Source organism: Faecalibacterium sp. OM04-11BH, from assembly GCF_003482185.1.
GTDB lineage: Bacteria > Bacillota > Clostridia > Oscillospirales > Ruminococcaceae > Faecalibacterium > Faecalibacterium tardum.
In genome coordinates, this window is the sequence record NZ_QULS01000006.1 from 21,662 (window position 1) to 42,859 (window position 21,198).

General features: G+C 59.7%; 24 protein-coding genes. 16 read left to right on the top strand and 8 right to left on the bottom strand.

The annotated features are described in order from the left end of the window. Positions 1-13 precede the first annotated feature (13 nt). Complete coding sequence (gene brnQ, locus DXB44_RS06960) at positions 14-1,294, bottom strand: branched-chain amino acid transport system II carrier protein (RefSeq protein WP_199680583.1); 1,281 nt, start codon at positions 1,292-1,294, stop codon at positions 14-16. Between the two features lie 211 nt (positions 1,295-1,505). Here brnQ and DXB44_RS06965 point away from each other — a divergent pair, with 211 nt between their 5' ends. After that, positions 1,506-2,276, top strand: coding sequence for an ABC transporter permease subunit (locus DXB44_RS06965; RefSeq protein WP_118658193.1), 771 nt, complete (start codon positions 1,506-1,508; stop codon positions 2,274-2,276). Next, on the top strand, positions 2,270-2,854 hold the full coding sequence (locus DXB44_RS06970; RefSeq protein WP_118658194.1) for an ATP-binding cassette domain-containing protein: 585 nt from the start codon (positions 2,270-2,272) through the stop codon (positions 2,852-2,854). Before DXB44_RS06965 ends, DXB44_RS06970 begins: the two co-directional genes overlap by 7 nt. 131 nt (positions 2,855-2,985) lie before the next feature. Here the strand turns inward: DXB44_RS06970 and DXB44_RS06975 are convergent, their stop codons facing one another. Continuing rightward, positions 2,986-4,203: an FtsW/RodA/SpoVE family cell cycle protein gene (locus tag DXB44_RS06975; RefSeq protein ID WP_243111074.1), complete on the bottom strand. Its 1,218-nt coding sequence runs from the start codon at positions 4,201-4,203 to the stop codon at positions 2,986-2,988. Between the two features lie 246 nt (positions 4,204-4,449). On the opposite strand from DXB44_RS06975, the gene DXB44_RS06980 reads away from it, so the two are divergent. From DXB44_RS06980 to upp, 5 genes are all read left to right on the top strand, one after another. Continuing rightward, on the top strand, positions 4,450-5,661 hold the full coding sequence (locus DXB44_RS06980) for a hypothetical protein (RefSeq protein ID WP_118658195.1): 1,212 nt from the start codon (positions 4,450-4,452) through the stop codon (positions 5,659-5,661). 85 nt (positions 5,662-5,746) lie between these two features. Beyond that, the gene (tsaE, locus tag DXB44_RS06985; protein ID WP_005920389.1) at positions 5,747-6,172 is read left to right on the top strand and encodes a tRNA (adenosine(37)-N6)-threonylcarbamoyltransferase complex ATPase subunit type 1 TsaE; all 426 of its coding nucleotides are present in this window, start codon (positions 5,747-5,749) and stop codon (positions 6,170-6,172) included. Further along, entirely contained in the window at positions 6,169-6,879 is a 711-nt protein-coding gene (tsaB, locus tag DXB44_RS06990) for a tRNA (adenosine(37)-N6)-threonylcarbamoyltransferase complex dimerization subunit type 1 TsaB (protein WP_118658196.1), read from the top strand. The genes tsaE and tsaB overlap by 4 nt, the downstream gene beginning before the upstream one ends. A gap of 41 nt (positions 6,880-6,920) precedes the next feature. Further along, positions 6,921-7,367 carry a ribose 5-phosphate isomerase B gene (gene rpiB, locus DXB44_RS06995; protein ID WP_112090383.1) on the top strand — a complete coding sequence of 149 codons (447 nt, stop codon included), beginning with the start codon at positions 6,921-6,923 and terminating at the stop codon, positions 7,365-7,367. Between the two features lie 141 nt (positions 7,368-7,508). Then, entirely contained in the window at positions 7,509-8,135 is a 627-nt protein-coding gene (upp, locus tag DXB44_RS07000; RefSeq protein ID WP_005920380.1) for a uracil phosphoribosyltransferase, read from the top strand. A 56-nt stretch (positions 8,136-8,191) separates the two neighbouring features. On the opposite strand, the gene DXB44_RS07005 is transcribed toward upp, so the two are convergent. Both DXB44_RS07005 and DXB44_RS07010 read right to left on the bottom strand, forming a co-directional pair. Continuing rightward, entirely contained in the window at positions 8,192-9,520 is a 1,329-nt protein-coding gene (locus DXB44_RS07005) for an MATE family efflux transporter (protein WP_118658197.1), read from the bottom strand. A 40-nt stretch (positions 9,521-9,560) separates the two neighbouring features. Beyond that, complete coding sequence (locus tag DXB44_RS07010; protein WP_005920377.1) at positions 9,561-10,472, bottom strand: pyridoxal-phosphate dependent enzyme; 912 nt, start codon at positions 10,470-10,472, stop codon at positions 9,561-9,563. A gap of 226 nt (positions 10,473-10,698) precedes the next feature. Between DXB44_RS07010 and DXB44_RS07015 the strand changes: the two genes are divergently transcribed. The 9 genes from DXB44_RS07015 to uvrC all read left to right on the top strand — a co-directional run bounded on the left by DXB44_RS07015 (position 10,699) and on the right by uvrC (position 17,822). Then, positions 10,699-11,082, top strand: a complete 384-nt coding sequence (locus DXB44_RS07015; RefSeq protein WP_015536880.1) for a sigma factor-like helix-turn-helix DNA-binding protein — start codon at positions 10,699-10,701, stop codon at positions 11,080-11,082. A 26-nt stretch (positions 11,083-11,108) separates the two neighbouring features. Beyond that, positions 11,109-12,464, top strand: a complete 1,356-nt coding sequence (gene ffh / locus DXB44_RS07020; RefSeq protein WP_118658198.1) for a signal recognition particle protein — start codon at positions 11,109-11,111, stop codon at positions 12,462-12,464. Between the two features lie 69 nt (positions 12,465-12,533). Then, positions 12,534-12,776: a 30S ribosomal protein S16 gene (rpsP, locus tag DXB44_RS07025; RefSeq protein ID WP_022257433.1), complete on the top strand. Its 243-nt coding sequence runs from the start codon at positions 12,534-12,536 to the stop codon at positions 12,774-12,776. 18 nt (positions 12,777-12,794) lie between these two features. Continuing rightward, on the top strand, positions 12,795-13,028 hold the full coding sequence (locus tag DXB44_RS07030) for a KH domain-containing protein (RefSeq protein WP_005920371.1): 234 nt from the start codon (positions 12,795-12,797) through the stop codon (positions 13,026-13,028). 279 nt (positions 13,029-13,307) lie between these two features. Then, positions 13,308-13,844 carry a ribosome maturation factor RimM gene (gene rimM / locus DXB44_RS07035; RefSeq protein WP_005920369.1) on the top strand — a complete coding sequence of 179 codons (537 nt, stop codon included), beginning with the start codon at positions 13,308-13,310 and terminating at the stop codon, positions 13,842-13,844. Positions 13,845-13,847: 3 nt separating this feature from the next. Next, on the top strand, positions 13,848-15,095 hold the full coding sequence (gene trmD, locus DXB44_RS07040) for a tRNA (guanosine(37)-N1)-methyltransferase TrmD (protein ID WP_118658199.1): 1,248 nt from the start codon (positions 13,848-13,850) through the stop codon (positions 15,093-15,095). Between the two features lie 282 nt (positions 15,096-15,377). Continuing rightward, a complete protein-coding gene (locus tag DXB44_RS07045) occupies positions 15,378-15,641 on the top strand; it encodes an HPr family phosphocarrier protein (RefSeq protein ID WP_005920365.1) in 264 nt (87 codons plus the stop codon). An 85-nt stretch (positions 15,642-15,726) separates the two neighbouring features. Then, positions 15,727-15,975, top strand: coding sequence for a hypothetical protein (locus DXB44_RS07050; protein ID WP_118658200.1), 249 nt, complete (start codon positions 15,727-15,729; stop codon positions 15,973-15,975). Continuing rightward, positions 15,972-17,822, top strand: coding sequence for an excinuclease ABC subunit UvrC (uvrC, locus tag DXB44_RS07055; protein ID WP_118658201.1), 1,851 nt, complete (start codon positions 15,972-15,974; stop codon positions 17,820-17,822). Before DXB44_RS07050 ends, uvrC begins: the two co-directional genes overlap by 4 nt. A 55-nt stretch (positions 17,823-17,877) precedes the next feature. On the opposite strand, the gene DXB44_RS07060 is transcribed toward uvrC, so the two are convergent. From DXB44_RS07060 to DXB44_RS07075, 4 genes are all read right to left on the bottom strand, one after another. Further along, complete coding sequence (locus DXB44_RS07060; protein ID WP_118658202.1) at positions 17,878-18,978, bottom strand: DUF4097 family beta strand repeat-containing protein; 1,101 nt, start codon at positions 18,976-18,978, stop codon at positions 17,878-17,880. A gap of 3 nt (positions 18,979-18,981) precedes the next feature. Continuing rightward, positions 18,982-19,299, bottom strand: coding sequence for a PadR family transcriptional regulator (locus DXB44_RS07065; RefSeq protein ID WP_015536886.1), 318 nt, complete (start codon positions 19,297-19,299; stop codon positions 18,982-18,984). A 221-nt stretch (positions 19,300-19,520) separates the two neighbouring features. Further along, the gene (locus DXB44_RS07070; protein WP_118658203.1) at positions 19,521-20,348 is read right to left on the bottom strand and encodes a transporter substrate-binding domain-containing protein; all 828 of its coding nucleotides are present in this window, start codon (positions 20,346-20,348) and stop codon (positions 19,521-19,523) included. A 49-nt stretch (positions 20,349-20,397) separates the two neighbouring features. Continuing rightward, positions 20,398-21,198 carry an amino acid ABC transporter ATP-binding protein gene (locus tag DXB44_RS07075; protein ID WP_118658204.1) on the bottom strand — a complete coding sequence of 267 codons (801 nt, stop codon included), beginning with the start codon at positions 21,196-21,198 and terminating at the stop codon, positions 20,398-20,400.

The window sequence follows — 21,198 nt, forward strand, 5'->3', positions numbered from 1 at the left end:
AGTAAAATCTCCTTTATTTTTCTGTACAGCTCAAAAGGATGCCTGCCAGTAGCCCGGCAACCGCCGGGAACACCCAGCCAAAACCCAGTGCTGCCAGCGGCAAAGCGTTGGCAAGGGCAGAAAGTGCGCCAAGCGGCAGCGCGGCGGCAATGCTCTGCACGGCGGTGCAGCCGATGCACAGCGGGTAGACCCGGCGGCGCTGTTCCAGCCCGGGCACGAAGGAAAGTACGATCAGCACAATGGCCACCGGGTATAGCGCGTTGAGCACCGGGATGGACAAGCGCAGGATCTCTGCCAGCCCCAGATTTGCGATCAGCATACTGGCAGCGGCAAAAAAGGCGGCAAGAACAGGGTAGGGGATGCGGGGCAGCAGGGTGTGGAAATACTCTCCCACACAGGCAATCAGCCCCACACAGGTGTTGAAGCAGGCCAGCATAAAGATGGCAGCAAGGAGCACCAGCCCCGCCTTACCGAACAGCCGCTCGGCCAGCACGGTCAGCACCTCGGCACCGGTGGCAAGGCCGGGTACGGCGGCACCGGTCAGCGCTCCGGCGTGCCCCAGCATGGTGTAGACCGCCAGCAGCAGCCCGCCCGCCACAAGCCCGGCGCGGATGGCACTGCGCTGCACGTCCTGCTCCCGGTCAACGCCCTGCGCCCGGATGTTCATGGCAATGACCGCACCAAAGTTCAGTGCCGCAAGGGCGTCCATGGTCTGGTAGCCGTACAATACGCCCTGTAACACAACAGCGGAACGGTACGCCTCGGTGGGGGCACCGTACTGCGCCGCCAACGGGTGCAGCAGACAGCCGCCGAACAGGATCAAGATCAGAACCAGCAGGCAGGGGCAGAGCAGCCTGCCCAGCCAGCGGGTGAGCCTGTCCGGGTGCAGCGCCACCAGAAAGGCCGCGCTAAAGAACAGCACGGAGTACCCCAGCTGCAACCCGGCGCTGCTGCCCAGCAGCGGGGTAAGCATGGCAAAGGAGGTACTTGCGGTGCGCGGAATAGCCAGACACGGCCCGATGGACAGGTAGATCAAAATCATGAACACCTGTGCGAACACCGGATGCACCCGCCCGGCCAGCTTGTCCAGACCGTCTGCTCGTGCCACCGCGATGACCCCTGCCACGGGCAGACCCACAGCACTGATGGCAAGCCCCAGAAAGGCGGGCCAGAAGTTTGTCCCTGCCTTTGCGCCAAGATCAGGCGGGAAGATCAGGTTGCCTGCCCCGAAAAACATGGAAAACAACGTAAAACCGACGAGCAACAGCTTGCGGCCCTTGAGCGCTTGCGTCAATACCGTCCCCCTCTTTTCTGCGCCGGTGCAAAGATGCACCGTATACTGTATCCAGTTTACACTGGATGTAAATTCATGTCAAGCATACGACGGTTGAATAAAAGTATATACAACGTGAACCGACCCGCCGCAGGTGGTGCACAGGTCATTCCCCTTTGCGGGACGGTATGGTATACTATACCTTATAATAGGCAGGGGAAGAGGGCAGTTTATGAAGCAAAACAAGCAGTTTTTTCGCCGTCTGCTGGCGGTGGCGTTCTGGCTGGCGGTCTGGCAGGCCGCAGCTATGGCCATCGGGCAGGAGGTGTTTTTGGTATCGCCGGTGCAGGCGCTGCGCACTTTGGTTCAACTGCTGCCAAGGGCAGATTTCTGGCAGCGGGTGGGCTTCAGCTCCGGGCGCATTCTGCTGGGCTTTGTGCTGGGCGCAGTGGTCAGCGTGGTGCTGGCGGTATGTGCCGCCCGGTGGAGCACTGCCGATGCGCTGCTGGCTCCGGTGATGCAGCTGGTCAAGGCTACGCCGGTGGCAAGCTTTATCATTCTGGCGCTGGTCTGGGTGCGGGGCAGCGCCCTTTCGGTGCTTATCAGCTTTCTGATGGTGCTGCCGGTGCTGTACGGCGCGGTGCGCACCGGCATTGCGGGGGCAGATGTGCAGCTGCTGGAAATGGCAGCGGTGTTCCGTCTGCCGCCGGGTCGCCGCCTGCGTGCGGTCTGGCTGCCGGCGGTGCTGCCGGCTTTCCGGCAGGGGTGCAGCGTGGCGCTGGGCATCTGCTGGAAAAGCGGCGTGGCGGCGGAGGTCATCGGCCTGCCCAACGGCAGCATCGGCGATGCGCTCTACCGCGCTAAAATCACCCTTTCCACCGGGGAACTGTTTGCGTGGACCTTTGTCATCATTCTGCTGAGCGCAGGCTTTGAAAAGCTGTTCCTGTTTGCACTGGATAAAGCCGTTGGCGCAGTGCTGGGAGAGGAGGGGACAAAATGCTGAGGTTTCAACACCTGACAAAACGGTTCGGCACAGCGCCGCTCTTTACAGACCTGTGCATGGAGGTGGACGCCCCTGTGGTGCTGTGGGCACCAAGCGGCTGGGGCAAGACCACCCTGCTGCGCATCCTGATGGGGTTGGAGCGCCCCACCGCCGGCAGTGTGGAGGGTGTGGGCCGGGTGGCGGCGGTCTTTCAGGAGGACCGTCTTTGCCCCCAGCTGAATGCGGTGCAGAACGTCACTTTGGTGCTGCCGGGGGCAGAAAACCAGTACAAAGAGCAAATTATAAATGAATTTCAACAGCTTGGAGTGGAACTTGCCGCCTTGCAGCTGCCTGCCCGCAGACTTTCCGGCGGGCAAAAGCGGCGGGTGGCGCTGCTGCGGGCGCTGTGGGCATCCAGCGACACCCTGCTATTGGACGAGCCCTTTACCGGCATGGACCCGGACACCCTGAAGCGGGCGGCGGCGCTGCTGCGGCAGCGCTGCGCGGGCAAACCGGTGCTGCTGGCTACCCACGACGAAAGCGCCATCCGCGCCCTTGGCTGGCCGGTGGTGGAGCTGGAAAAGCTGGGACGTTCTTGAATGCCCTCCGCTTCGCTCTGGGCATGATTTAAGGAAATTTTGTTTTTCAAATATGGCGTTTGTTTTAAAATCACCTAAAAAGCAAGGACGTGCAGCCCGCGGGCTGCACGTCCTTGCTTATAGAATATCCTTTACCCGAACAGGCTTTTAGTGTTGTGAGAGTATACAGACAGGACTAAACCGACGCAGATATACAGCATAAGCACCGAGCTGCCGCCGGCGGAGTAGAAGGGCAGCGTGACGCCGATGACCGGCAGCACCCGCAGGTTCATGCCTACGTTCACCGCGATCTGCGCCATCAGGGCACCTCCGATACCGGCGCAGATGTAGCTGCCCAGCAGATCCTCGCTGCGGGCACCGGTGGCAAAGGTTTTGATCACCAGCGCCAGCAGAACGCCCAGCACCACGCAGCAGCCCACAAAGCCTGCCACGTTGCCGATCCAGCTGAGGATGAAGTCATTGTGGGCGTTGGGCACACTGTAATACCGGCCGGTGAATAGACCGTTGCCAAAGATGCCGCCGGAACCCAGCGCGATCTCGCCGCGCTGCTGCTGGTAGATGATGTTCTTCCATACCGTCTCGCTGGGGGCCCAGCCGGTGGTGTTTTCCGGGTCCAGCACCGCCAGAATGCGGTACCACTGGTATCCTTTGCCGATCTTATCGCTGAAAAAGGCAAAGGCCACCGCTACGGCAGCACCCGCCGCCGCAAAGGCCGCAAAGATATACTTCCAGCTCAGCCCCGCCGCAAACATCATGCAGCAGCCGATGATACCGTAGATGATGGCAGTGCCGTCATCGCCCTGCACATGGATGATGGCAATGGGCACCAGCAGATGCAGCAGCAGCTTTGCCAGCTCCTTTGGTTCGTTGATGCGGCTGCGCACATTGTTCAGGTGCATGGCAAAGGTCAGGATAAAGCTGATCTTTGCCAGCTCTGTGGGCTGAAAGGTAAAGCCGCCCAGCTTGTACCAGGAGTAGTTGTCGGTATCACCGGCGTTGTAGCCGATGGTCAGCGGGCCGATGGATACGTTGCGGATGACCAGCGTGGGCAGCACCAGACCCCACGTCAGCACAACGTGCACCGGCCACACCTTTACAAGGCTGCGGTAGTCCACGCAAGAGAGCAGCAGCGCGATCACGATGCCAATGACGGAAGCGCCCGCCTGCACCAGTGCCCGGCGGTAGTCGCCAATGCCAATGATGGCACCGGTCACCTCGTCGGTGGCAAAGCCGTTGCCCTGCTTAGCTGCCCACGAGGACAGCGCCAGCACCGCCATAACGCTGCTGAAAATGCACAGCAGCAGATAGATCTTATCGGTGCGCTTAAAATATTGTCGAATGCTATCCAAGGAAAGCACCGCCTTTCATCAGAACAGTCTGCCGGGGTGTACCTGCGTACAGGCGATAAAAACCCAACATATCGCTATTATACACAAATCCCCCTGCCAATGCAATGCGCCGGGTGTGACGGAATGGTAAAACATTGCCGGGATGCTTGACAAAGCCCCGGTTGCATCCTACAATGAACCTGTGGGCGCAGCCTTGCGCACAACAGCCCCGGCAGTGTGCCGGGGGAGAGGAACGGGAAAGAAGAAATGGAACATACAGTTTATCGCCGCCTGCTCAGTGCGGTGTGTGCCATCGCACTGGCCTTTACGGCAGTGTGTCCGGCAGTGGCCGCCGCGCCGGAGGAGACCACCGGCACCCCCCAGACCCTGACTGCCTCTGAGGTAAAGGAGATGCAGCAGACGGATGCCGCCGTCACCGCCCTGACCGACAGCGCCGCCTACGCCGGAATGTCGGAGAAAGCGCGTCAGACTGCTGCGCTGGCGCAGCTGGACGAGCTGGCGGCACAGGGGCTTATAAAAAAGGACAGCATCTATGTGGATGCGAAAAACGGCATGATAAGCTTTACTTACAGCTGCGGCGCACTGGGCGGTATTCTGCTCACCGACACCGAGAGCGAGACAGACGCCGCCCTGCCCGGGCCGGAGATGGAGGATGCGCCCGCCCTGCTCGCTGCAGAGAACGGCACCGTGGGCAATGCGGTCATCTACTATGCCTTTGATAACGGGGTGAACAGCAACCGCTACCCCTACTATTCTTATATGAAGGACTACTGGAACGGCTACGGCCTGGACACTCATCTGGACATGATGGTGACCGTCTCCGACCTGAAGCGGATGGCAGACTACGACCTTGCCATCCTAAGTGCCCACGGCGCGTATTATACCTATGAGTATGGCTGGCTGTGGAAAAAGCAGGCCACCGCGCCCATCCTCCTGCTGCTGGAAAAATCGGATTTCTGGAACGACCTGCGCTACGGCATGGATCTGCTCAGCCACCGGGTCATCAAGGTAAACGGCTGCTACGCCGTCACCGGAGGCTTTTTCAGCAATGCCTACCGGGGCGGGAAGCTGAACGGCACCATCGTGCTTTCGGAGACCTGCGAGTTCTACGGACGCAGCGGCCATGTGAACACTGCTCTTTCGGATGGGCTGCTCTCCGGCGGGGCAAAGGCTGTGGTGGGCTTTGTGAACAACGTATACAGCGTGTACTCCCGCAGTATGCTGTGGGCGACCGTGAATCGCCTGATCGAGGGTGAAACCTTGCAGCAGGCCATTGATTACGGCCTTGAGGTCTACGGCGAAAACGACATCGTGTGGTATCTCAACCAGCACACCGGGCGGCATCCCCACTCGGCGGCGTCCTATCCCATCATTCAGGGCGATGGCACCGTTCGGCTCACCGCGCCCGGCACGGCAACGAACAGTGTTGTAGAGCAGCAGAACCCTGCCGCCGCCTGACCATTGCACTTTTGCACGTTTTATATTATACTTAGGGATGGCAGAGTGTCTGCCATCCCTTTTTTGAAACGATGAGGTAACCTTCATGTCAGAATATATCACCCATTCCCGCGCCGAGACGGTGGCGCTGGGCAAACGGATGGCCGCTGTGCTGGCCCCCGGGGCGCTGATCGCCTTTACCGGCGGTCTGGGCGCTGGCAAGACCGCCTTTACCGAGGGTCTTGCCGAGGGTCTGGGCTGCACCGACCCGGTGTCCAGCCCCACCTTTGCCATCGTGAACTACTACCGGGGCCCGCGCCCGCTGGCGCACTTTGACCTGTACCGCATTTCTACCGAGAACGATCTGTGCGCGGCAGGTTTCTACGATTATCTGGATCAGGGCGCTGTGGTGGCGGCAGAGTGGAGCGAAAACTTTGCCGACCTGCTGGCACTGGAAAACCCCATCCGGGTGAACATCGAACGTCTGGACGATACCACCCGCAAGATCACCATTGAGGGGGTGACGGTATGAATATTCTGGCCGTGGATACGGCGGGCAAGACCGCCGGTGTGGCTTTTCTGCAGGACGACCGCCTGCTGTACGAGGCATATCTGGACGGCGGCATGACCCACAGCGAAACGCTGATGCCCATGATCGATACCTGCTTAAAGCTGTGCGGGCTGACCTGCGCGGACATCGACCTGTACGCCGTCAACGCAGGCCCGGGCAGCTTTACCGGCCTGCGCATCGGGCTGGCTGCCGTCAAGGGTCTGGCCTTCCCGCGTGAGACGCTGTGTGCCCCGGTGTCTACCCTGGAAGCGCTGGCCGCTGCCCACACCGGCGAGGGCACGGTGCTCTGCGCACTGGATGCCCGCCGCGCACAGGTATACAGCGCAGCATTTGACCTTGCCACCCACGCCCGCCTGCTGGACGATGACGCCCGGGCGGTTGCAGATCTGGCTGATTTTGTAGAAAATTGCAAAAAGCCCCTGTTTTTTGTTGGTGATGGCGCGGGTCTGTGCTATAATAAATACAGCGATGTGCCGGGTGTGCTGCAAACACCCCCGGCGCTGCGGGGCGGCCGTGCCGCTGCCGTAGCACTTGTGGCAAAGCAGATGGCCGCAGCCGGGCAGGCTGTGCTGCCGGAGGCGCTGCTGCCGGACTACCACCGTCTCAGTCAGGCGGAGCGGGAGCGGGCAGAGCGTCTGGCTGCTGAAGCCGCAGCAAACAAACAATAAAAGCGGAACTGTGACTACTCACAGGGAAAGGACGTTTTTCCATGGCAAAACCCATTGCACTTGCCGCCGACCACGGCGGATTTGAACTGAAAGAGGCTGTCAAGGCACATCTGGAAGAACTTGGTCTGGAGTATATCGACTTTGGCACCCACAGCACCGACAGCGTGGACTACCCCGACATGGCTGTGCCCGCCTGTGATGCAGTGGTGAGCGGCCAGTGCGAAAAGGCACTGCTGTTCTGCGGCACCGGTGTGGGCATCAGCATGGCTGCCAACAAGATCAAGGGCATCCGCGCCTGCTGCTGCTCCGACAGCTTCAGCTGTGAGTATACCCGCCGCCACAACGACGCCAACGCCCTGTGCATGGGCGGTCGTGTGGTGGGCGCAGGTCTTGCCTGCCAGCTGGTGGATATCTTCCTGAACACCCAGTTCGAGGGTGGCCGTCATCAGCGCCGCATCGACAAGCTGACCGCACTGGAAAACCGCTGATTGAAATTTTTGTAATTTCACAGAGAAAGCTTGCACTGCAAGCTTCTCTGTGAAAAGATCCTTTTGTGCGCCCACCGGGCGGGCAAGGGCACAGATCAGTACCCGATAGAATGTTCTATATAAATTAAGGAGCGTGTTTTTATGACCCCGATGATCGTTGAACATCCGCTGCTGCAGCACAAGATCAGCCTGCTGCGCAACAAACAGACCGGCACCAAGGAGTTCCGTGACCTCGTTGGCGAGATTGCAACTCTGCTGTGCTACGAGGCTACCCGCGATCTGCCGCTGGAAGAGGTGGAGATCGAAACTCCCATCACCATGGCAAAGACCAAGGTGCTGGCAGGCCGCAAGCTGGCTCTGGTGCCCATCCTGCGCGCAGGCATGGGTATGCTGGACGGCATGCTGACCCTGCTGCCCGCTGCCAAGGTGGGCTTCATCGGCCTGTACCGCGACGAAAAGACCCTGCAGCCCGTGGAGTACTTCTGCAAGCTGCCGCAGGATATCGCCGAGCGTGACGTTCTGGTGCTGGATCCCATGCTGGCTACCGGCGGCAGCGCCATCGACGCCATTACTCAGATCAAGAAGCACGGCGCAAAGCGCATCAAGTTCATCGGTCTGCTGGGCGCACCGGAGGGCATCAAGGCTCTGCACGAGGCACACCCCGATGTGGACATCTATCTGGGCGCACAGGACGACCGCCTGAATGAGAATGGCTACATCGTGCCCGGTCTGGGCGATGCAGGCGACCGTATCTACGGCACCAAGTAAAACATATCTATAAAAAACAATGCCGGAGCGTTGATGCTCCGGCATTGTTTTTTATCTTACATCTCGCTGCTGCGCAGAAAACGTACCAGCATGGGCAGCTCGTACAGCAGCATCAGCAGCCAGCCTACCGCGTAGCTGAAGGGCAAAGCTTCGATGTCCATCTTCATCACCAGCACAAACAGGGCGGCAGCAGCCACACGGCCGCCCATGTTCAGCATACTGCTGTTCAGGGTGACCTTCAAATCGCCCATGCCCCGGAAAAAGCCCTGAATGCCGTTGGTGGCGGCGGGCATCAGATAAAACAGCGAGATGGTGCGCAAAAACCGCACGCCAAGGTCCACCACGGCGGGGTCGGTGGCAAACAGCCGGATGATAGGCTGGGCGAACAGCAGACAGATGGCCGTAAGCAGAATGCCGTAGGCAAATTCGATGCGCATCCCGCAGTGGTAGCCTTGCCGTACCCGGTCGGCCTTGCCCGCGCCGCGGTTCTGCGCCATCAGGGTGGTCATGGCGTGGCCGATGTTCTGCTGCGGGGTGTAGGCAAAGTCGTCGATGCGGGAGGCGGCGGTAAACGCAGCCATGGCGTTGACGCCCATGGTGTTCACGATGGCTTGCACCGCAATTTTGCCCAGCTGCACCGTGGCCTGCTGCATGGCACTGGCCCAGCCGTAGCTCACGGTCTTGCGCAGCAGCTTGCCGTCATACACCAGCCACCGTCTGCCCAGCTGTAGAACCGGCACCTTATAGCGGATGTACACCACGCAAAGCAGGCAGCAGGCAGCCTCGCTGAGCACGGTGGAAAGGGCGCAGCCCTCGCTGCCCCAGCCCAGCGCCTCCACAAAAAACAAATCGCCGCCAATGTTCAGCACCGCGCTGATCATCAAAAAATACAGTGCGCTCTTGCTGTCGCCCAGCGCACGCATGGTGGCGGCAAGAAAATTATAGAAGAAGGTGAAGATCAGCCCTGCAAACACGATGCGCAGGTAGTTCACCGCAATGGGCAGAATAGCCGCAGGCACCTGCAGCAGCCGCAGCAGCGGGTCTGCCAGCAGCACGCACAGGGCAGAGAAGGTCAAAGAGAACACCGTGCCCGCAATGGCGGTAGTGGATACCTGCCGCTCTACCAGCTGGGTATCTCCCGCGCCAAAGGCGGTGCTGACCAAGATACCCGCGCCCAGACACATCCCGTTGATGAACAGGATGGCAAGGGTCATCAGCGGGTTCGAGGTGCCCACGGCAGCCAGTGCATCCTCGCCCACAAACTTGCCCACGATGATGCTGTCGGCGGCGTTGTAGGTAAGCTGGAACAGGTTGCCCAGCACCAGCGGAATGGTAAATTTGATCAGCAACGGCGTAATAGCACCGCTGGTCATGTCCTTGGTCATGAAAAAAACGTCCTTCTTTCCTATTGATAGAAGCAGCCGCTTACACGATGCTGGCGCGCCCGCTGAAGATCGCCAGCGCGGCACGACTGTTGCAGTTGGCCAGCAGCTGGGCGGCGGCGTGCAGGGCAGCACCGGCGCTGACCGAAGCAGGGATGGCATCAGTGCGCAGCACCTGCTGGGCGGCACGCTGGGCGTCCCGGCTGGCCACAGCGGAAACGTTATCCACCACATAGCTGTTGTAGTTTTCCGGCACGATGCCGTAGCCGATATCCGGGATGCCGTGGGGGCCGGTAAGCCCGCCGCCCAGCACCTGATTTTCGTAAGGCTCTACCGCCACGATGCGCACATCGTTCGTCCATGCCTTGATGGTCTCGCCCACGCCGGTCACCGTGCCGGCGCTGCCCACCCCGATGGTAATGGCGTCCACAAGGCTCTGGTTCTGCCGGGCAATGCTTTGCACAATGGCGGGGCCGGTGACCCGGCGGTGATACTCCGGGTTGTCATCGTTGGCAAGCCAGTTCATATAGTACCAGCCGTTTGCGGCGGCGGTCTGCGCCGCCAGCGCCCGCGCCCCGGCCAGACCGCTGCGGGCAGGGCTGTGCCGGATCTGTGCACCCAGCCGCAGCAGGTACTCCTGCCGCAGGGCAGGGGCGTCCTCCGGCATCACCAGCACGATGGGGTGCCCGGCGGTCAGGCTGGCCAGCGTAAGGGCGGTGGCAAAGGGGCCGGAGGCTGCCTCAATGATGGGCTGCCCCGGGGCAAGCTGCTTTTTTTCAATGGCAAGCGCCAGCATCCCCTCGGCAAGGCCGTCCCGGGCGGTGCCGGTGGGGCCGTTAAAATCCAGATAAGCGTACAGATGCCCCTTCAGCCCGCAGGCGGCGGCGTAGCCCCGCAGCTCCACAATGGGGCAGGCGGTGGTAAGGGTCTGGTAAAAATTAGAGTAGATCGGCACAAGGGCACTCCTTTCTCTTGGGATACAACACTATTATCCTAACGCAAAGCCCCCGGCTGCGTCAAGATGCCTTTTGGGAAAAACAGCGAATTTCGGGCAGATATTTCAGAAAAAACTCCAAAATCCCCTTGACAAGGGGCAGGGGTTCTGGTATACTCCATCCGTAAAGCAAAAAAACTTTACAACACAGCAAGCACAGACAGCAGAGCACCGGGGGTCAACAGCAATGGCAAAAGATCTGGAAATGGGGTATCTGCTGGATTTTTATGGCGAGGTGCTTACCCAGAAGCAGCGCGAGATGCTGCGCCAGTATTACAACGATGATCTTTCGCTGAGCGAGATCGGCGAAAACTTCGGCATCACCCGGCAGGGCGCACGGGACGCCATCAAGCACGGCGAGACCACCCTGAAGGAACTGGAAGAAAAGGTAGGCTTTGCAGCCCGCTACCGGCGGGTGCAGCAGAAGCTGGAACAGCTGGAGCAGCTGGTCATCGACACCCGTTTCGAGTGCACCGGCCCCCGCGCCAATATCACCACCACGGAATATGTGGAAACGCTGACAAAAATGCTGGAGATCATCCGCTCGATGGATGAAGCAAACGAAAGCTGATCGAATTTTGAAAGGAGCACCGCACAATGGCATTTGAATCCCTGACCGACCGCCTTGCCGGTGTATTCAAAAAGCTGCGCGGTCACGGTAAACTGACCGAGGTAGATATCAAAGCCGCCATGCGCGAGGTGCGGATGGCTTTGCTGGAAGCCGATGTCAACTACAAGGTTGCAAAGGATTTCTGCGCAAAGGTGTCCGAGCGCGCCATGGGACAGGAGGTCATGGAGAGCCTGACCCCCGCCCAGCAGGTGGTCAAGATCGTCAATGAGGAGCTGGTAGCCCTCATGGGCGGCAGCGAAGCCGCCCGCCTGAACATCAAGAACAAGGGCCAGACGGTCATCATGCTCTGCGGCTTGCAGGGCAACGGTAAAACCACCCACGCGGCAAAGCTTGCCAAGTTCTATATCAAGCAGGGCCGCCGCCCCATGCTGGTGGCCTGCGATATCTACCGCCCCGCTGCTATTGACCAGCTGCAGGTGGTGGGCAAGCAGGCCGGTGCACCGGTGTTTACCCTGCCCGGCGCAAAGCCGCCGGAGATCGCTCGTAAGGCACTGGCACACGCCAAGGACTACGGCAACGATATCGTCATTCTGGATACCGCAGGCCGCTTGCAGATCGACGAAGTGCTGATGCAGGAGCTGGTGGACATCAAGGCCGCCGTTCCCGTGGACGAGACCCTGCTGGTGGTGGACGCCATGGCCGGTCAGGATGCCGTCAATGTGGCTAAGACCTTCAACGAGACGGTGGGCGTGGATGGCATCATCCTTACCAAGACCGACGGCGATACCCGCGGCGGTGCAGCGCTTTCCGTGCTGGCCGTTACCGGCAAGCCCATCAAGTTTCAGGGCACCGGCGAAAAGCTGGATGATCTGGATGTGTTCCACCCGGACCGCATGGCAAGCCGCATCCTTGGCATGGGCGATGTGCTCAGCCTGATCGAGCGCGCACAGGATGCCGCCGACGAAAAGGCTGCTGAGGAGACCGCCAAGCGGTTGATGGAAAATAAGTTCGATATGAACGATATGCTGGAGCAGTTCGCCCAGATCCGCAAGATGGGCGGTGCAGGCGCAATGCTGAGTATGCTGCCCGGTGCTTCCGGTATCGACGCCAGCCAGATCGACGAAAAAGCCTTTGACCGCATCGAGGCCATGATTTATTCCATGACTAAAGAGGAGCGGGAAAAGCCTTCCATCATCAACCCCAAGCGCAAGCGCCGCATTGCCGCAGGCAGCGGTACCCGCGTGGAGGACGTGAACAAGCTGCTCAAGCAGTACGAGATGATGCAGAAGATGATGAAGCAGTTCAAGAAGAGCCCCAAGGGCTTTGCCCGCCGTCTGGGCGGCATGATGGGCAACCCCAACGCCTTCCGCGGACTGAAATAACAACGGTATACAACCCCGGCGGGGTTTGTAACATATATCAAAAACAACAATTTTTGGAGGATATCTATTATGGCAGTTAAGATTCGTCTGCGCCGCGTTGGCGCCAAGAAAGCTCCCTTCTACCGTGTTGTCGTTGCTGACAGCCGCTTCCCCCGCGATGGCCGCTTCATCGAGGAGATCGGCACTTACGATCCCAACAAGGAGCCCTCTGAGGTGAAGATCGACGCCGAGAAGGCAAAGCAGTGGATCGCTAACGGCGCTCAGCCCACTGATACCGTTCGTGTCCTGCTGAAGAAGTCCAACATTCTGTAAGTAGGGGAGGGCTGACTCATGCAGGAGCTGTTGCTGGCAGTTGCCCGCGGTCTCGTGGAGGACAAGGACGCCGTTAAGGTCACGGTGGACGAGCCCCGCGAGGACGGTACCATCGTCTACCACCTGAGCGTGGCAGAGGGAGATATGGGCCGTGTCATCGGCAAGCAGGGCCGGATCGCAAAAGCCATTCGTGTGGTGATGCGCGCGGCTGCTGTGCGGGTCGATGAAAAGGTCCTTGTTGAGATCGACTGAGCACCCTACTGGCCCTTTGCCCTTGCGGCAAGGGGCCTTTTTGGTTATAGAAAACCCTCTCAGACGCTTCGCGCCAGATTCCCCTTTTTGTCACCTGCGGTGACATCTTCCCCCGGAGCGGGGGAAGTCTTTCCTCGAAAGGGGAGCTTGGAGCAGACTGTACACAGGAGCATTCTGAACAAACAAGCAATACACCACCTCTTCGTCAAAAAGCTCCCCCCTCGGGGGAGCTGGCAATGCCGCAGGCATTGACTGAGAGGGTTCTTACAGGAGAAAACGATGCAGCAATATCTGGAAGCCGGAAAAGTTGTTACCACCCACGGTGTGCGCGGGGAAATGAAGCTGGAGCTTTGGTGCGACGGGGTGGATTTTTTGAAAAAAGTGGGCCGCCTGTACCCTTCGGCACAGGGCGGCAAAGCCTATAAGATCCTTTCCATCCGTCCGCAGGGGCAGATGGCGCTGCTCCAACTGGAGGGGGTCAGCGATATGGATGCCGCCCGGGCGCTGCGCGGGCAGGTGTTCTACTTTGATCGCAACGATGCCACTCTGCCCGCAGGCCGGTGGTATGTGGCGGACCTCATCGGGTGCGAAGTGCGGGACGCTGACACTGGCAAGGTATACGGCGTGGTGACCAGCGTAGACCACCCGGGTGCGCAGGATATCTACACCGTCAAGGCACCCGGCGGCAAGGAGTATATGTTCCCGGGGGTGGACGCCTTCCTGAAAGAGCGCAACCCGCCGGAGGGATACATCCTTGTCACCCCCATCCCCGGTCTGCTGGATGATGATTTTGACAGCGAGCGGGAGGAGGAGTAAGCCATGGGAATGCGTGTGGATATCGTGACCCTGTTCCCGGAGATGTGCCAGCAGGTGCTGGATGCCAGCATCATCGGCCGGGCGGCAAAGCGGGGCTATATTGAGACCCACTGCCACCAGATCCGGGATTATACCCTGAACAAGCAGAAGCAGACCGACAACTATCCCTACGGCGGCGGCTGCGGCATGGTGCTGTACGCCCAGCCCATCGCGGACTGCCTGCGGGCGGTGCAGCGCGAGGTGGCCCAGCAGGGACGGCCCGCCCCGCATATCGTGTTCCTGACGGCGGGCGGGCAGCGCTACACCGAGGAGCACGCAAAGCGCTTGGCACAGTACGACAACCTGACGCTGGTCTGCGGCCACTACGAGGGTATTGACGAGCGTGTCATCGAAGCTTTTGCGGACGAGGAGATCTCCATTGGTGATTATATCCTGACCGGCGGCGAGCTGGCCAGCCTTGTGGTGGCAGACAGCGTGCTGCGCCTGAAGCCCGGCGTACTGGCCGAGCAGAAGGGCTACGAGGAGGAAAGCTACTGGGACGGTCTGCTGGAATATCCCCAGTACACCCGCCCCGAGGTGTGGGAAGGCCGCGCCGTGCCCGAGGTGCTGCTGGGCGGCGACCACGCTAAAATCGACGCGTGGCGCGGCGAGCAGAGCCGCACCCGCACCCGTCTGCGCCGCCCGGAGCTGTACGAGCAGTGGTGCACGAGCCACCCCATTGCCGAAGTGCCCAAGTGGAAGCGGGGCGAGAATGTCCGGCTGGTAAAGACTGCCGAGCAGTTTGCCGCCGCCGCAAAGCTGTTTGCCGAGGGACGGCAGGCTGTCTGCGCCGACAACTGGACGCCGGAATACTGCCGCGCTCTGACTGAGCCGCAGTTTTTGCTGCAATTACAGCAGGAAAAGGCGGCGGGCTGGGTGTGCTACCTGCACACCACCAAGGATGTGCCGGACGGCATGGTGTGTGTCAGCCATAAGGCGGGGCATATCGAGCATCTGTTCGTCACGGAAAAAGCCCGGGGCAACGGCATCGGCGCAAAGCTGTTGGATTTTGCCCGCAAAAAGCTGCCGGAGCACGCACATCCGGTGCTGAGTGTGCTGAACACCAACACCCGTGCTATTGCGCTGTATACCCGCATGGGCTGGCAGCCGGACGGCAGCGCAAGGCTGGAGTTTGACCCGCAGCAATACCCCACTGTGACGCGTAAATGCGCACTGGTGCAGATGCGCTACGCAGGCCCTGCGCAGGAGTGAGCCGGCACCGGAAATATCGGTAAAAATACACAAAATTCAGAGGAAAACTCCCCGGCGGTCTAAAAGTTGTTGAAAACTTTTGTATTACACCTCTAACCTTTGGGGTATAATTTTATTGTCTTTGTACAAAACCTGAAAAATGCTCCCTCATTCATTGGGAAAAGCGCCAAAAATGCAAAAGGGGTCTGTACAAGTGTTTCGACTTGCGCTAAAATGAGTGTAACACAACAGGCACACCATGCTTTTGTACACCAAAACGATATTAGATAGGAGCGCTTTACTATGTACGTAAAAGAAGTTACCGTTGAAAATCAGGTTGGTCTGCACGCTCGTCCGGCTACCTTCTTTATCCAGAAGGCAAACGAGTTCAAGTCTTCCATCTGGGTCGAAAAGGAAGAACGCCGCGTGAACGCAAAGAGCCTGCTGGGCGTTCTGTCTCTGGGTATCGTGGGCGGCACCACCATCCGCATCATCGCTGACGGCGCCGATGAGCAGGCTGCCGTGGATGGCCTGATCAAGCTGGTGGAGTCCGGCTTTGCAGAGTAAGTCTGTATCACAAGCAACAGAAAGCGGCGGGGGTTCCCTGCCGCTTTTTTGATAAGCTTTTTTACGGGAAGAAGGAGGGCTTTTTATGAGCGAGAAAAACAAACAGCGAATGGAAAAGTTCGTGGCACTGTGTAATTCCGGGAAGCCGTGGTATGTGTTCCTTGTTCTGTTCAGTCTGCTGCTGGCGGCAAACGCCCTGTTGGAGCTGTTCACCGAGCAGCGGGTCAAGAGCTGGGTATGGCTGCTCAATGTGGCGGGCATCGTGGGCTGCGTGGCCGATCTCTTCCACTGCAAAAACCTCCGTGCTGCAAAAGCTGAGGACGAAAACGCATGACCAAGGCCGAGCTCTATCAAAAAGCCTGTATGCTGCCGCTGCTGCCCGGGGTGTATATCATCCGGGACAAAAGCGACACCATCATCTATATCGGTAAGGCCAAGCGCCTGCGCATCCGGGTAAGCCAGTATTTCCGCGAGGGCGTGCCCCACGATAACAAGGTCAGCCAGATGATCGCCCATGCCTACGCCTTTGACGTTATCGTCTGTCAAAGCGAGTTCGAGGCGCTGGTGCTGGAAGCCAGCCAGATCAAGGCGCACACCCCCAAGTACAACATTCTGCTCAAGGATGACAAGGGTTACAGCTATATCCGCGTCACCCGGGAGGACTGGCCGCGCCTTTCCTTCACCCTGCAAAAGGAGGAGGACGGGGCGGAGTATATCGGCCCTTACACCTCCAGCTTTGCGGCGCGGCAGATGGCAGAAACGGCCATGGATGCCTTTTTGCTGCCGCGCTGCTCTAAGCGCTTCCCGCAGGAGATCGGCAAAGGTCGCCCCTGCCTGAACGCCCATATCGGCAAGTGCATGGCAGTGTGCAGCGGAAAGATCAGCTGCGAGACCTACAATCAGGCGGTCAAAAACGCGGTGCACCTCATCCGCTACGGCAAAAAGGATATCCTGAAAACCCTCAACGAGCGGATGCAGGAGGCCTCCGACCGGCTGGAATTTGAGACCGCCGCCCTTCTGCGGGACCAGATCAATGCCATCACCAAGCTGACGGCAGGACAGAAGGTAGTGGTAGACCCGGACGTGGAGATGGACGTGGTGGCGCTGGCAGGCACGCCGGACAGTGTGTGTGCGGCGGTGCTGCGCTTCCGGGAGGGACGGCTGACCGACAAGCGGGAGTTTCTGTTCCACGATACCTCGGATATCGACGCGGTGCGGGAGGAATTTCTGCCCCGGTACTATCTGGACGATGAACAAATTCCCAAGATCATCGCGGTGGATGCGCTGCCGCCGGACATGGATGCTTTGCAGCAGGCGCTGAACCAGAAGCGGGGCAGCGAGGTGCAGCTGTATGTGCCCCAGCGGGGCGATAAAGCGCATCTGGTGGAAATGGCGCACACCAACGCGGTGGAGCGTCTGGCGCGGGAGAGCGGTCGCTACGCCCGGGAGGAAAAGCTGCTGGACGAGCTGGCGCAGGTGCTGGGGCTTTCAAAGCCGCCCCGCGCTATTGAAAGCTACGATATCTCCAACTGGGGCGATGGCAGCAGCGTCTGCGGCATGGTCACCTTCAAGGACGGCAAGCCCTTCAAGGCGGGCTACCGCAAGTTCAAAATGAAAACCGTGGCGGGCACGGATGACTACGCTTCGCTGGCAGAGACCGTCTCCCGCCGGGCGGCAGAGTACGAAAAATACGCCGCACAGGCCGAAAGCGGTCAGCCCAGCGGCAACTGGTTCGGGCAGAAGCCCGACCTTTTGCTGATGGACGGCGGCAGGGGACAGGTGAGCGCCGCAAAGGAGGCGCTTGCCGGTACGGCACTGGCAGATGTGCCGCTGTACGGCATGGTAAAGGATGACCACCACCGCACCCGCGCCATCGTGGACAGCGACGGGCGGGAAATTGCCATCAATATGAACCGGGGCACCTTTACCTTCATCACTGCCATTCAGGATGAGACCCACCGCTTTGCCAACGCCTACCGCAAGCAGCAGATGAAGCAGAAAAGCTACTCCTCCACCCTGACCGAGGTGCCGGGCGTAGGCCCTAAAACGGCCAAAGCCCTGCTGGCGCAGTTCAAGAGTGTGGGCGCGGTGAAGGAAGCCACCCCCGACCAGCTGGAAAACACTCCCGGTGTGGGCAAACAGCTGGCACAGACCATCTACGAGTATTTTCATCAGGCATAAACACAAAAACGCCCCTCTTCGCTGGCGCAAAGCCATGGAAGAGGGGCGATTTCTGTTATGCGGGGCGTTGTTCCTCAACGTTCAGATAAATCAGCCCTTTGGCGTAAAGATTCAGGATGCCGTTGGGACCGGAAGAGGTATAGCGTTTATCATATTCCTTATTGCCGATGCGTACAACGTCATCCGTGCGGGCATCGGTCGTGTAGTCGGCGGGGTCGCCATCCAGATGCAGGCGGATGCAGTAGGTTGCAGCGATACTGGCGTATTCCGCAATGGAAAGGTGATCGATCATACATTTGCCAGCAGGAAGCTCGATCAGCAGGTCGCGGGTCACGGTCAGGTTTTCGGCACGCAGACTGCCATTGGTCAGCGCAACAGTCAGCGTTTTCAGCTGCATGGGCGCAAGGCGGACATCGCCGGTCTCCAAGCTGATGAGCAGCCGGGTGAGGGCGTCTGCCGGAATGGTGACGGTGAGCATGGCTTCCGGGGCATTCTCGGCTACCTGCCAGTTTTCCGGCATTTCAAAGGTCAGGGTAGTACGGCCATCCCCGCCGGTGTGGCGCAGAACCGGCGAATGCGGGAAGTTGTCGAACTGGAAGGTGGCGTATTTGTCCGAGGTGAGGGACGGGTCGGTGACAAAGGTCACAGAGCCGTAGTTCAGGCTGAGCTTCAGTTCCTGATCCAGCTTTTCCAGCGGAATCTGCAGGGTGCTTTCCCCAAGGTCATCAGCAGGAATGGTGAGGGGGACGGTATCGGCCGGGACAGCGAGGTAGCTGCTGCTGGCCTCCTCCGGGACAGAGCTACTGTCTGCTGCCGGAGACGCAGGCTCGACCGGCTGCACAGGGGTGGCCTTGGAGTGCTGGAAGAAAAAGCAGGCTAGCACCAGCACCGCCAGCCCGCCGCCCAGCACCATGCGCCAGCGGGAACGCGGGGCAGGGGATGCCGGGGCGGCAGAACTGCCTGCCGGGGTCTGCTCGTCCAGAATTTTGCGGGCGACCTCCTCAGGGCTGCCCAGCTCCGCAATGGCGCGGGCTTCGTTTTCCGGCCCGGCGGCATCCAGATAATCTTCGTAATAACTCAAAGCGTCCTTGCGCTCGGCCTCCGGCAAGGGGGCCAGAAGCTGCTCCAGCGCAGCAAGAAATGCAGTACGGGTCATAGATCATTCCACCTCTCTGAAAAATGTGTCAATGGAAGAACGGTAGTGGCTCCACTCCTGCGCGTAGGCGGCAAGCTGCGCCCGCCCGGCGGAGGTGATCTGATAATAGCGGCGGTTGCGGCCATTGAAGGGCGCATCGTAGACCGTGAGCAGCTGGTCTTTCTGCAACCGGCGCAGCACCGGGTACAGGGTGGATTCGCTCAGTTCCAGCGTGTGGGTGACCTGTTGGGTGATCTTGTAGCCGTAGGTACCTTCCGGCTCCTGCGCCACCACGGACAGCACAATGGCGTCCAGCAGCGCGGCACTGATGGGAAAACTCATGCAGGAACAGCCTCCTTTCGATATGGTGTGTTTCTATAATATTATATATCATATAATATTGCGCAAGTCAATAGAGAATTTAGCCTCTCAGTCTCGCTGCGCTCGCCAGCTCCCCCGAAGGGGGGAGCTTTACCGCACGGACTGGCAGATAACAAAAAAAGCTCCCCCTTTCGGGGGAGCTGGATGCGAACGAAGTGAGCAGACTGAGAGGGTCGAGCTTCTTAGTTTTCAGAAGAGATATCCTGTCCGAAATACTTCTCGCTCAGGGTCTTTAAGGTGCCGTCGGCGCGCAGCTCCTCAATGGCGGTGTTCAGCGCGTCCAGATAGGCGGTGTCCTCGCTCTTGAGTACCGGAATAGCCACATGGGAGGCCTCGGCAGTCTGCGCCACCAGCTTGAAGTCTGCGTCCGGGTGGACGTTCAGGTAGTCGTAGAAGGAAACATCCGCGTTCAGGGTGGCGTCAATGCGGCCAGCGGTCAGCAGCTGGATGGTCTCCTCCAGCGTGTCGATGCCCTGCACGGTAGCGCCGTAGCTCTCGGCCAGCTCCATGTAAGTGGAAGCCAGACTGTTGGCGGTGGTCTTGCCCTTCAGGTCCTCAAAGCTGGTAATGTCGGTATTGTCCTTGCGCACCACCAGCGCAGTGTGGATGTAGCCGTAGGGGGTGGTGAAAGCGTAGGTCTTGGCACGCTCCTCGGTCACTTCCACGCCGTTGCACACCATGTCGTAGCGGCCTGCGTCCAGACCGGCAAACAGGCTGTCCCAGTCGCTCTCCACATACTCCGGCTCCACGCCCAACTTTTCGGCAATGGCGCGGGATACCTCCACGTCATAGCCCACCAGCGTGTCGGAGGAATCATGGTAGCTCCACGGCTGCCATGCGCCCTCCAGCGCCACCACCAGCTTGCCGCTCTTCTGGATGCTGTCCAGCTTGTTCAGCGGTGCGGGACCTGCGGTGCTGGAGGTGGTGTCCTTGGAGGAGCAACCGGTCAGGCCCAGCACCCCGGCGGCGGCCATAACACCCATCAGAGAAATAAAGGTTCTACGTTTCATAAGTGAAAAATCCTTTCTGTCGTGAAAAAATGCAAAAAGAGAAATGGTTTTATTCCGTATGGGCGATCCTGCGCAGGAAGGCCCGGGTGCGCTCCTCCTTGGGGGATGCAAAGAACTGCTGAGAGGGTGCCTGCTCCACCACCACGCCGTTTTCCATAAACACGGTCTTGGAGGACACGTTGCGGGCAAAGCCCATCTCGTGGGTGACCACCAGCATGGTCATGCCCTCCTCGGCCAGCTGCCGCATCACGCTGAGCACCTCGCCGGTCAACTCCGGGTCAAGGGCGCTGGTGGGCTCGTCAAAATAGATGATCTCCGGGTCGGCGGCAAGGGCGCGGGCAATCGCCACCCGCTGCTGCTGCCCGCCGGAAAGCTGGCGGGGGTAGTAGTCGGCGCGGTCTGCAAGACCTACCTTGGCAAGCATCTTCATGCCGATAGCATCCGCCTGCTCCTTGGGCAGCTTACGCGCCACAATGAGCCCTTCGGTCACGTTCTGCAGGGCGGTCTTGTTGCGGAACAGGTTGTAGTTCTGGAATACAAAGGCGGTCTTTTTGCGCAGCCGGGCAATGTCGGCGCGGCCTGCATGGGCAAGGTCGAAGCTTTCGCCGTCAAACACCAGCTGCCCGGCATCGGCAGTTTCCAAAAAGTTCAGGCAGCGCAGCAGGGTGGTCTTGCCGGAGCCGGACGGCCCTAGAATGGCCACTACATCGCCCTTTTCCACGGTCAGGTCTACCCCGCGCAGCACGGGCAGTTCACTGATGACCTTCCGTGCACCGGGGCGGTGAAAAAGGCCGGGCTTTGCGTAGGTGCGGAAGGTTTTTTGCACATTGCGGATCTCTAACATAGCCAT

Bases quoted from the DNA above. Each gene is read 5' to 3' on its own strand.
- rpiB (WP_112090383.1), top strand. From the start codon at position 6,921: ATGGCAAAACCCATTGCACTTGCCGCCGACCACGGCGGATTTGAACTG.
- DXB44_RS07045 (WP_005920365.1), top strand. From the start codon at position 15,378: ATGTACGTAAAAGAAGTTACCGTTGAAAATCAGGTTGGTCTGCACGCT.
- trmD (WP_118658199.1), top strand. From the start codon at position 13,848: ATGGGAATGCGTGTGGATATCGTGACCCTGTTCCCGGAGATGTGCCAG.
- DXB44_RS07065 (WP_015536886.1), bottom strand. From the start codon at position 19,299: ATGAGTTTTCCCATCAGTGCCGCGCTGCTGGACGCCATTGTGCTGTCC.
- tsaB (WP_118658196.1), top strand. From the start codon at position 6,169: ATGAATATTCTGGCCGTGGATACGGCGGGCAAGACCGCCGGTGTGGCT.
- DXB44_RS06970 (WP_118658194.1), top strand. From the start codon at position 2,270: ATGCTGAGGTTTCAACACCTGACAAAACGGTTCGGCACAGCGCCGCTC.
- upp (WP_005920380.1), top strand. From the start codon at position 7,509: ATGACCCCGATGATCGTTGAACATCCGCTGCTGCAGCACAAGATCAGC.
- rimM (WP_005920369.1), top strand. From the start codon at position 13,308: ATGCAGCAATATCTGGAAGCCGGAAAAGTTGTTACCACCCACGGTGTG.
- DXB44_RS07070 (WP_118658203.1), bottom strand. From the start codon at position 20,348: ATGAAACGTAGAACCTTTATTTCTCTGATGGGTGTTATGGCCGCCGCC.
- DXB44_RS07005 (WP_118658197.1), bottom strand. From the start codon at position 9,520: ATGACCAAGGACATGACCAGCGGTGCTATTACGCCGTTGCTGATCAAA.
- uvrC (WP_118658201.1), top strand. From the start codon at position 15,972: ATGACCAAGGCCGAGCTCTATCAAAAAGCCTGTATGCTGCCGCTGCTG.
- DXB44_RS07075 (WP_118658204.1), bottom strand. From the start codon at position 21,198: ATGGCTATGTTAGAGATCCGCAATGTGCAAAAAACCTTCCGCACCTAC.
- DXB44_RS07060 (WP_118658202.1), bottom strand. From the start codon at position 18,978: ATGACCCGTACTGCATTTCTTGCTGCGCTGGAGCAGCTTCTGGCCCCC.
- DXB44_RS07015 (WP_015536880.1), top strand. From the start codon at position 10,699: ATGGCAAAAGATCTGGAAATGGGGTATCTGCTGGATTTTTATGGCGAG.
- DXB44_RS06980 (WP_118658195.1), top strand. From the start codon at position 4,450: ATGGAACATACAGTTTATCGCCGCCTGCTCAGTGCGGTGTGTGCCATC.
- rpsP (WP_022257433.1), top strand. From the start codon at position 12,534: ATGGCAGTTAAGATTCGTCTGCGCCGCGTTGGCGCCAAGAAAGCTCCC.
- ffh (WP_118658198.1), top strand. From the start codon at position 11,109: ATGGCATTTGAATCCCTGACCGACCGCCTTGCCGGTGTATTCAAAAAG.
- DXB44_RS06965 (WP_118658193.1), top strand. From the start codon at position 1,506: ATGAAGCAAAACAAGCAGTTTTTTCGCCGTCTGCTGGCGGTGGCGTTC.
- DXB44_RS07030 (WP_005920371.1), top strand. From the start codon at position 12,795: ATGCAGGAGCTGTTGCTGGCAGTTGCCCGCGGTCTCGTGGAGGACAAG.
- tsaE (WP_005920389.1), top strand. From the start codon at position 5,747: ATGTCAGAATATATCACCCATTCCCGCGCCGAGACGGTGGCGCTGGGC.
- DXB44_RS07050 (WP_118658200.1), top strand. From the start codon at position 15,727: ATGAGCGAGAAAAACAAACAGCGAATGGAAAAGTTCGTGGCACTGTGT.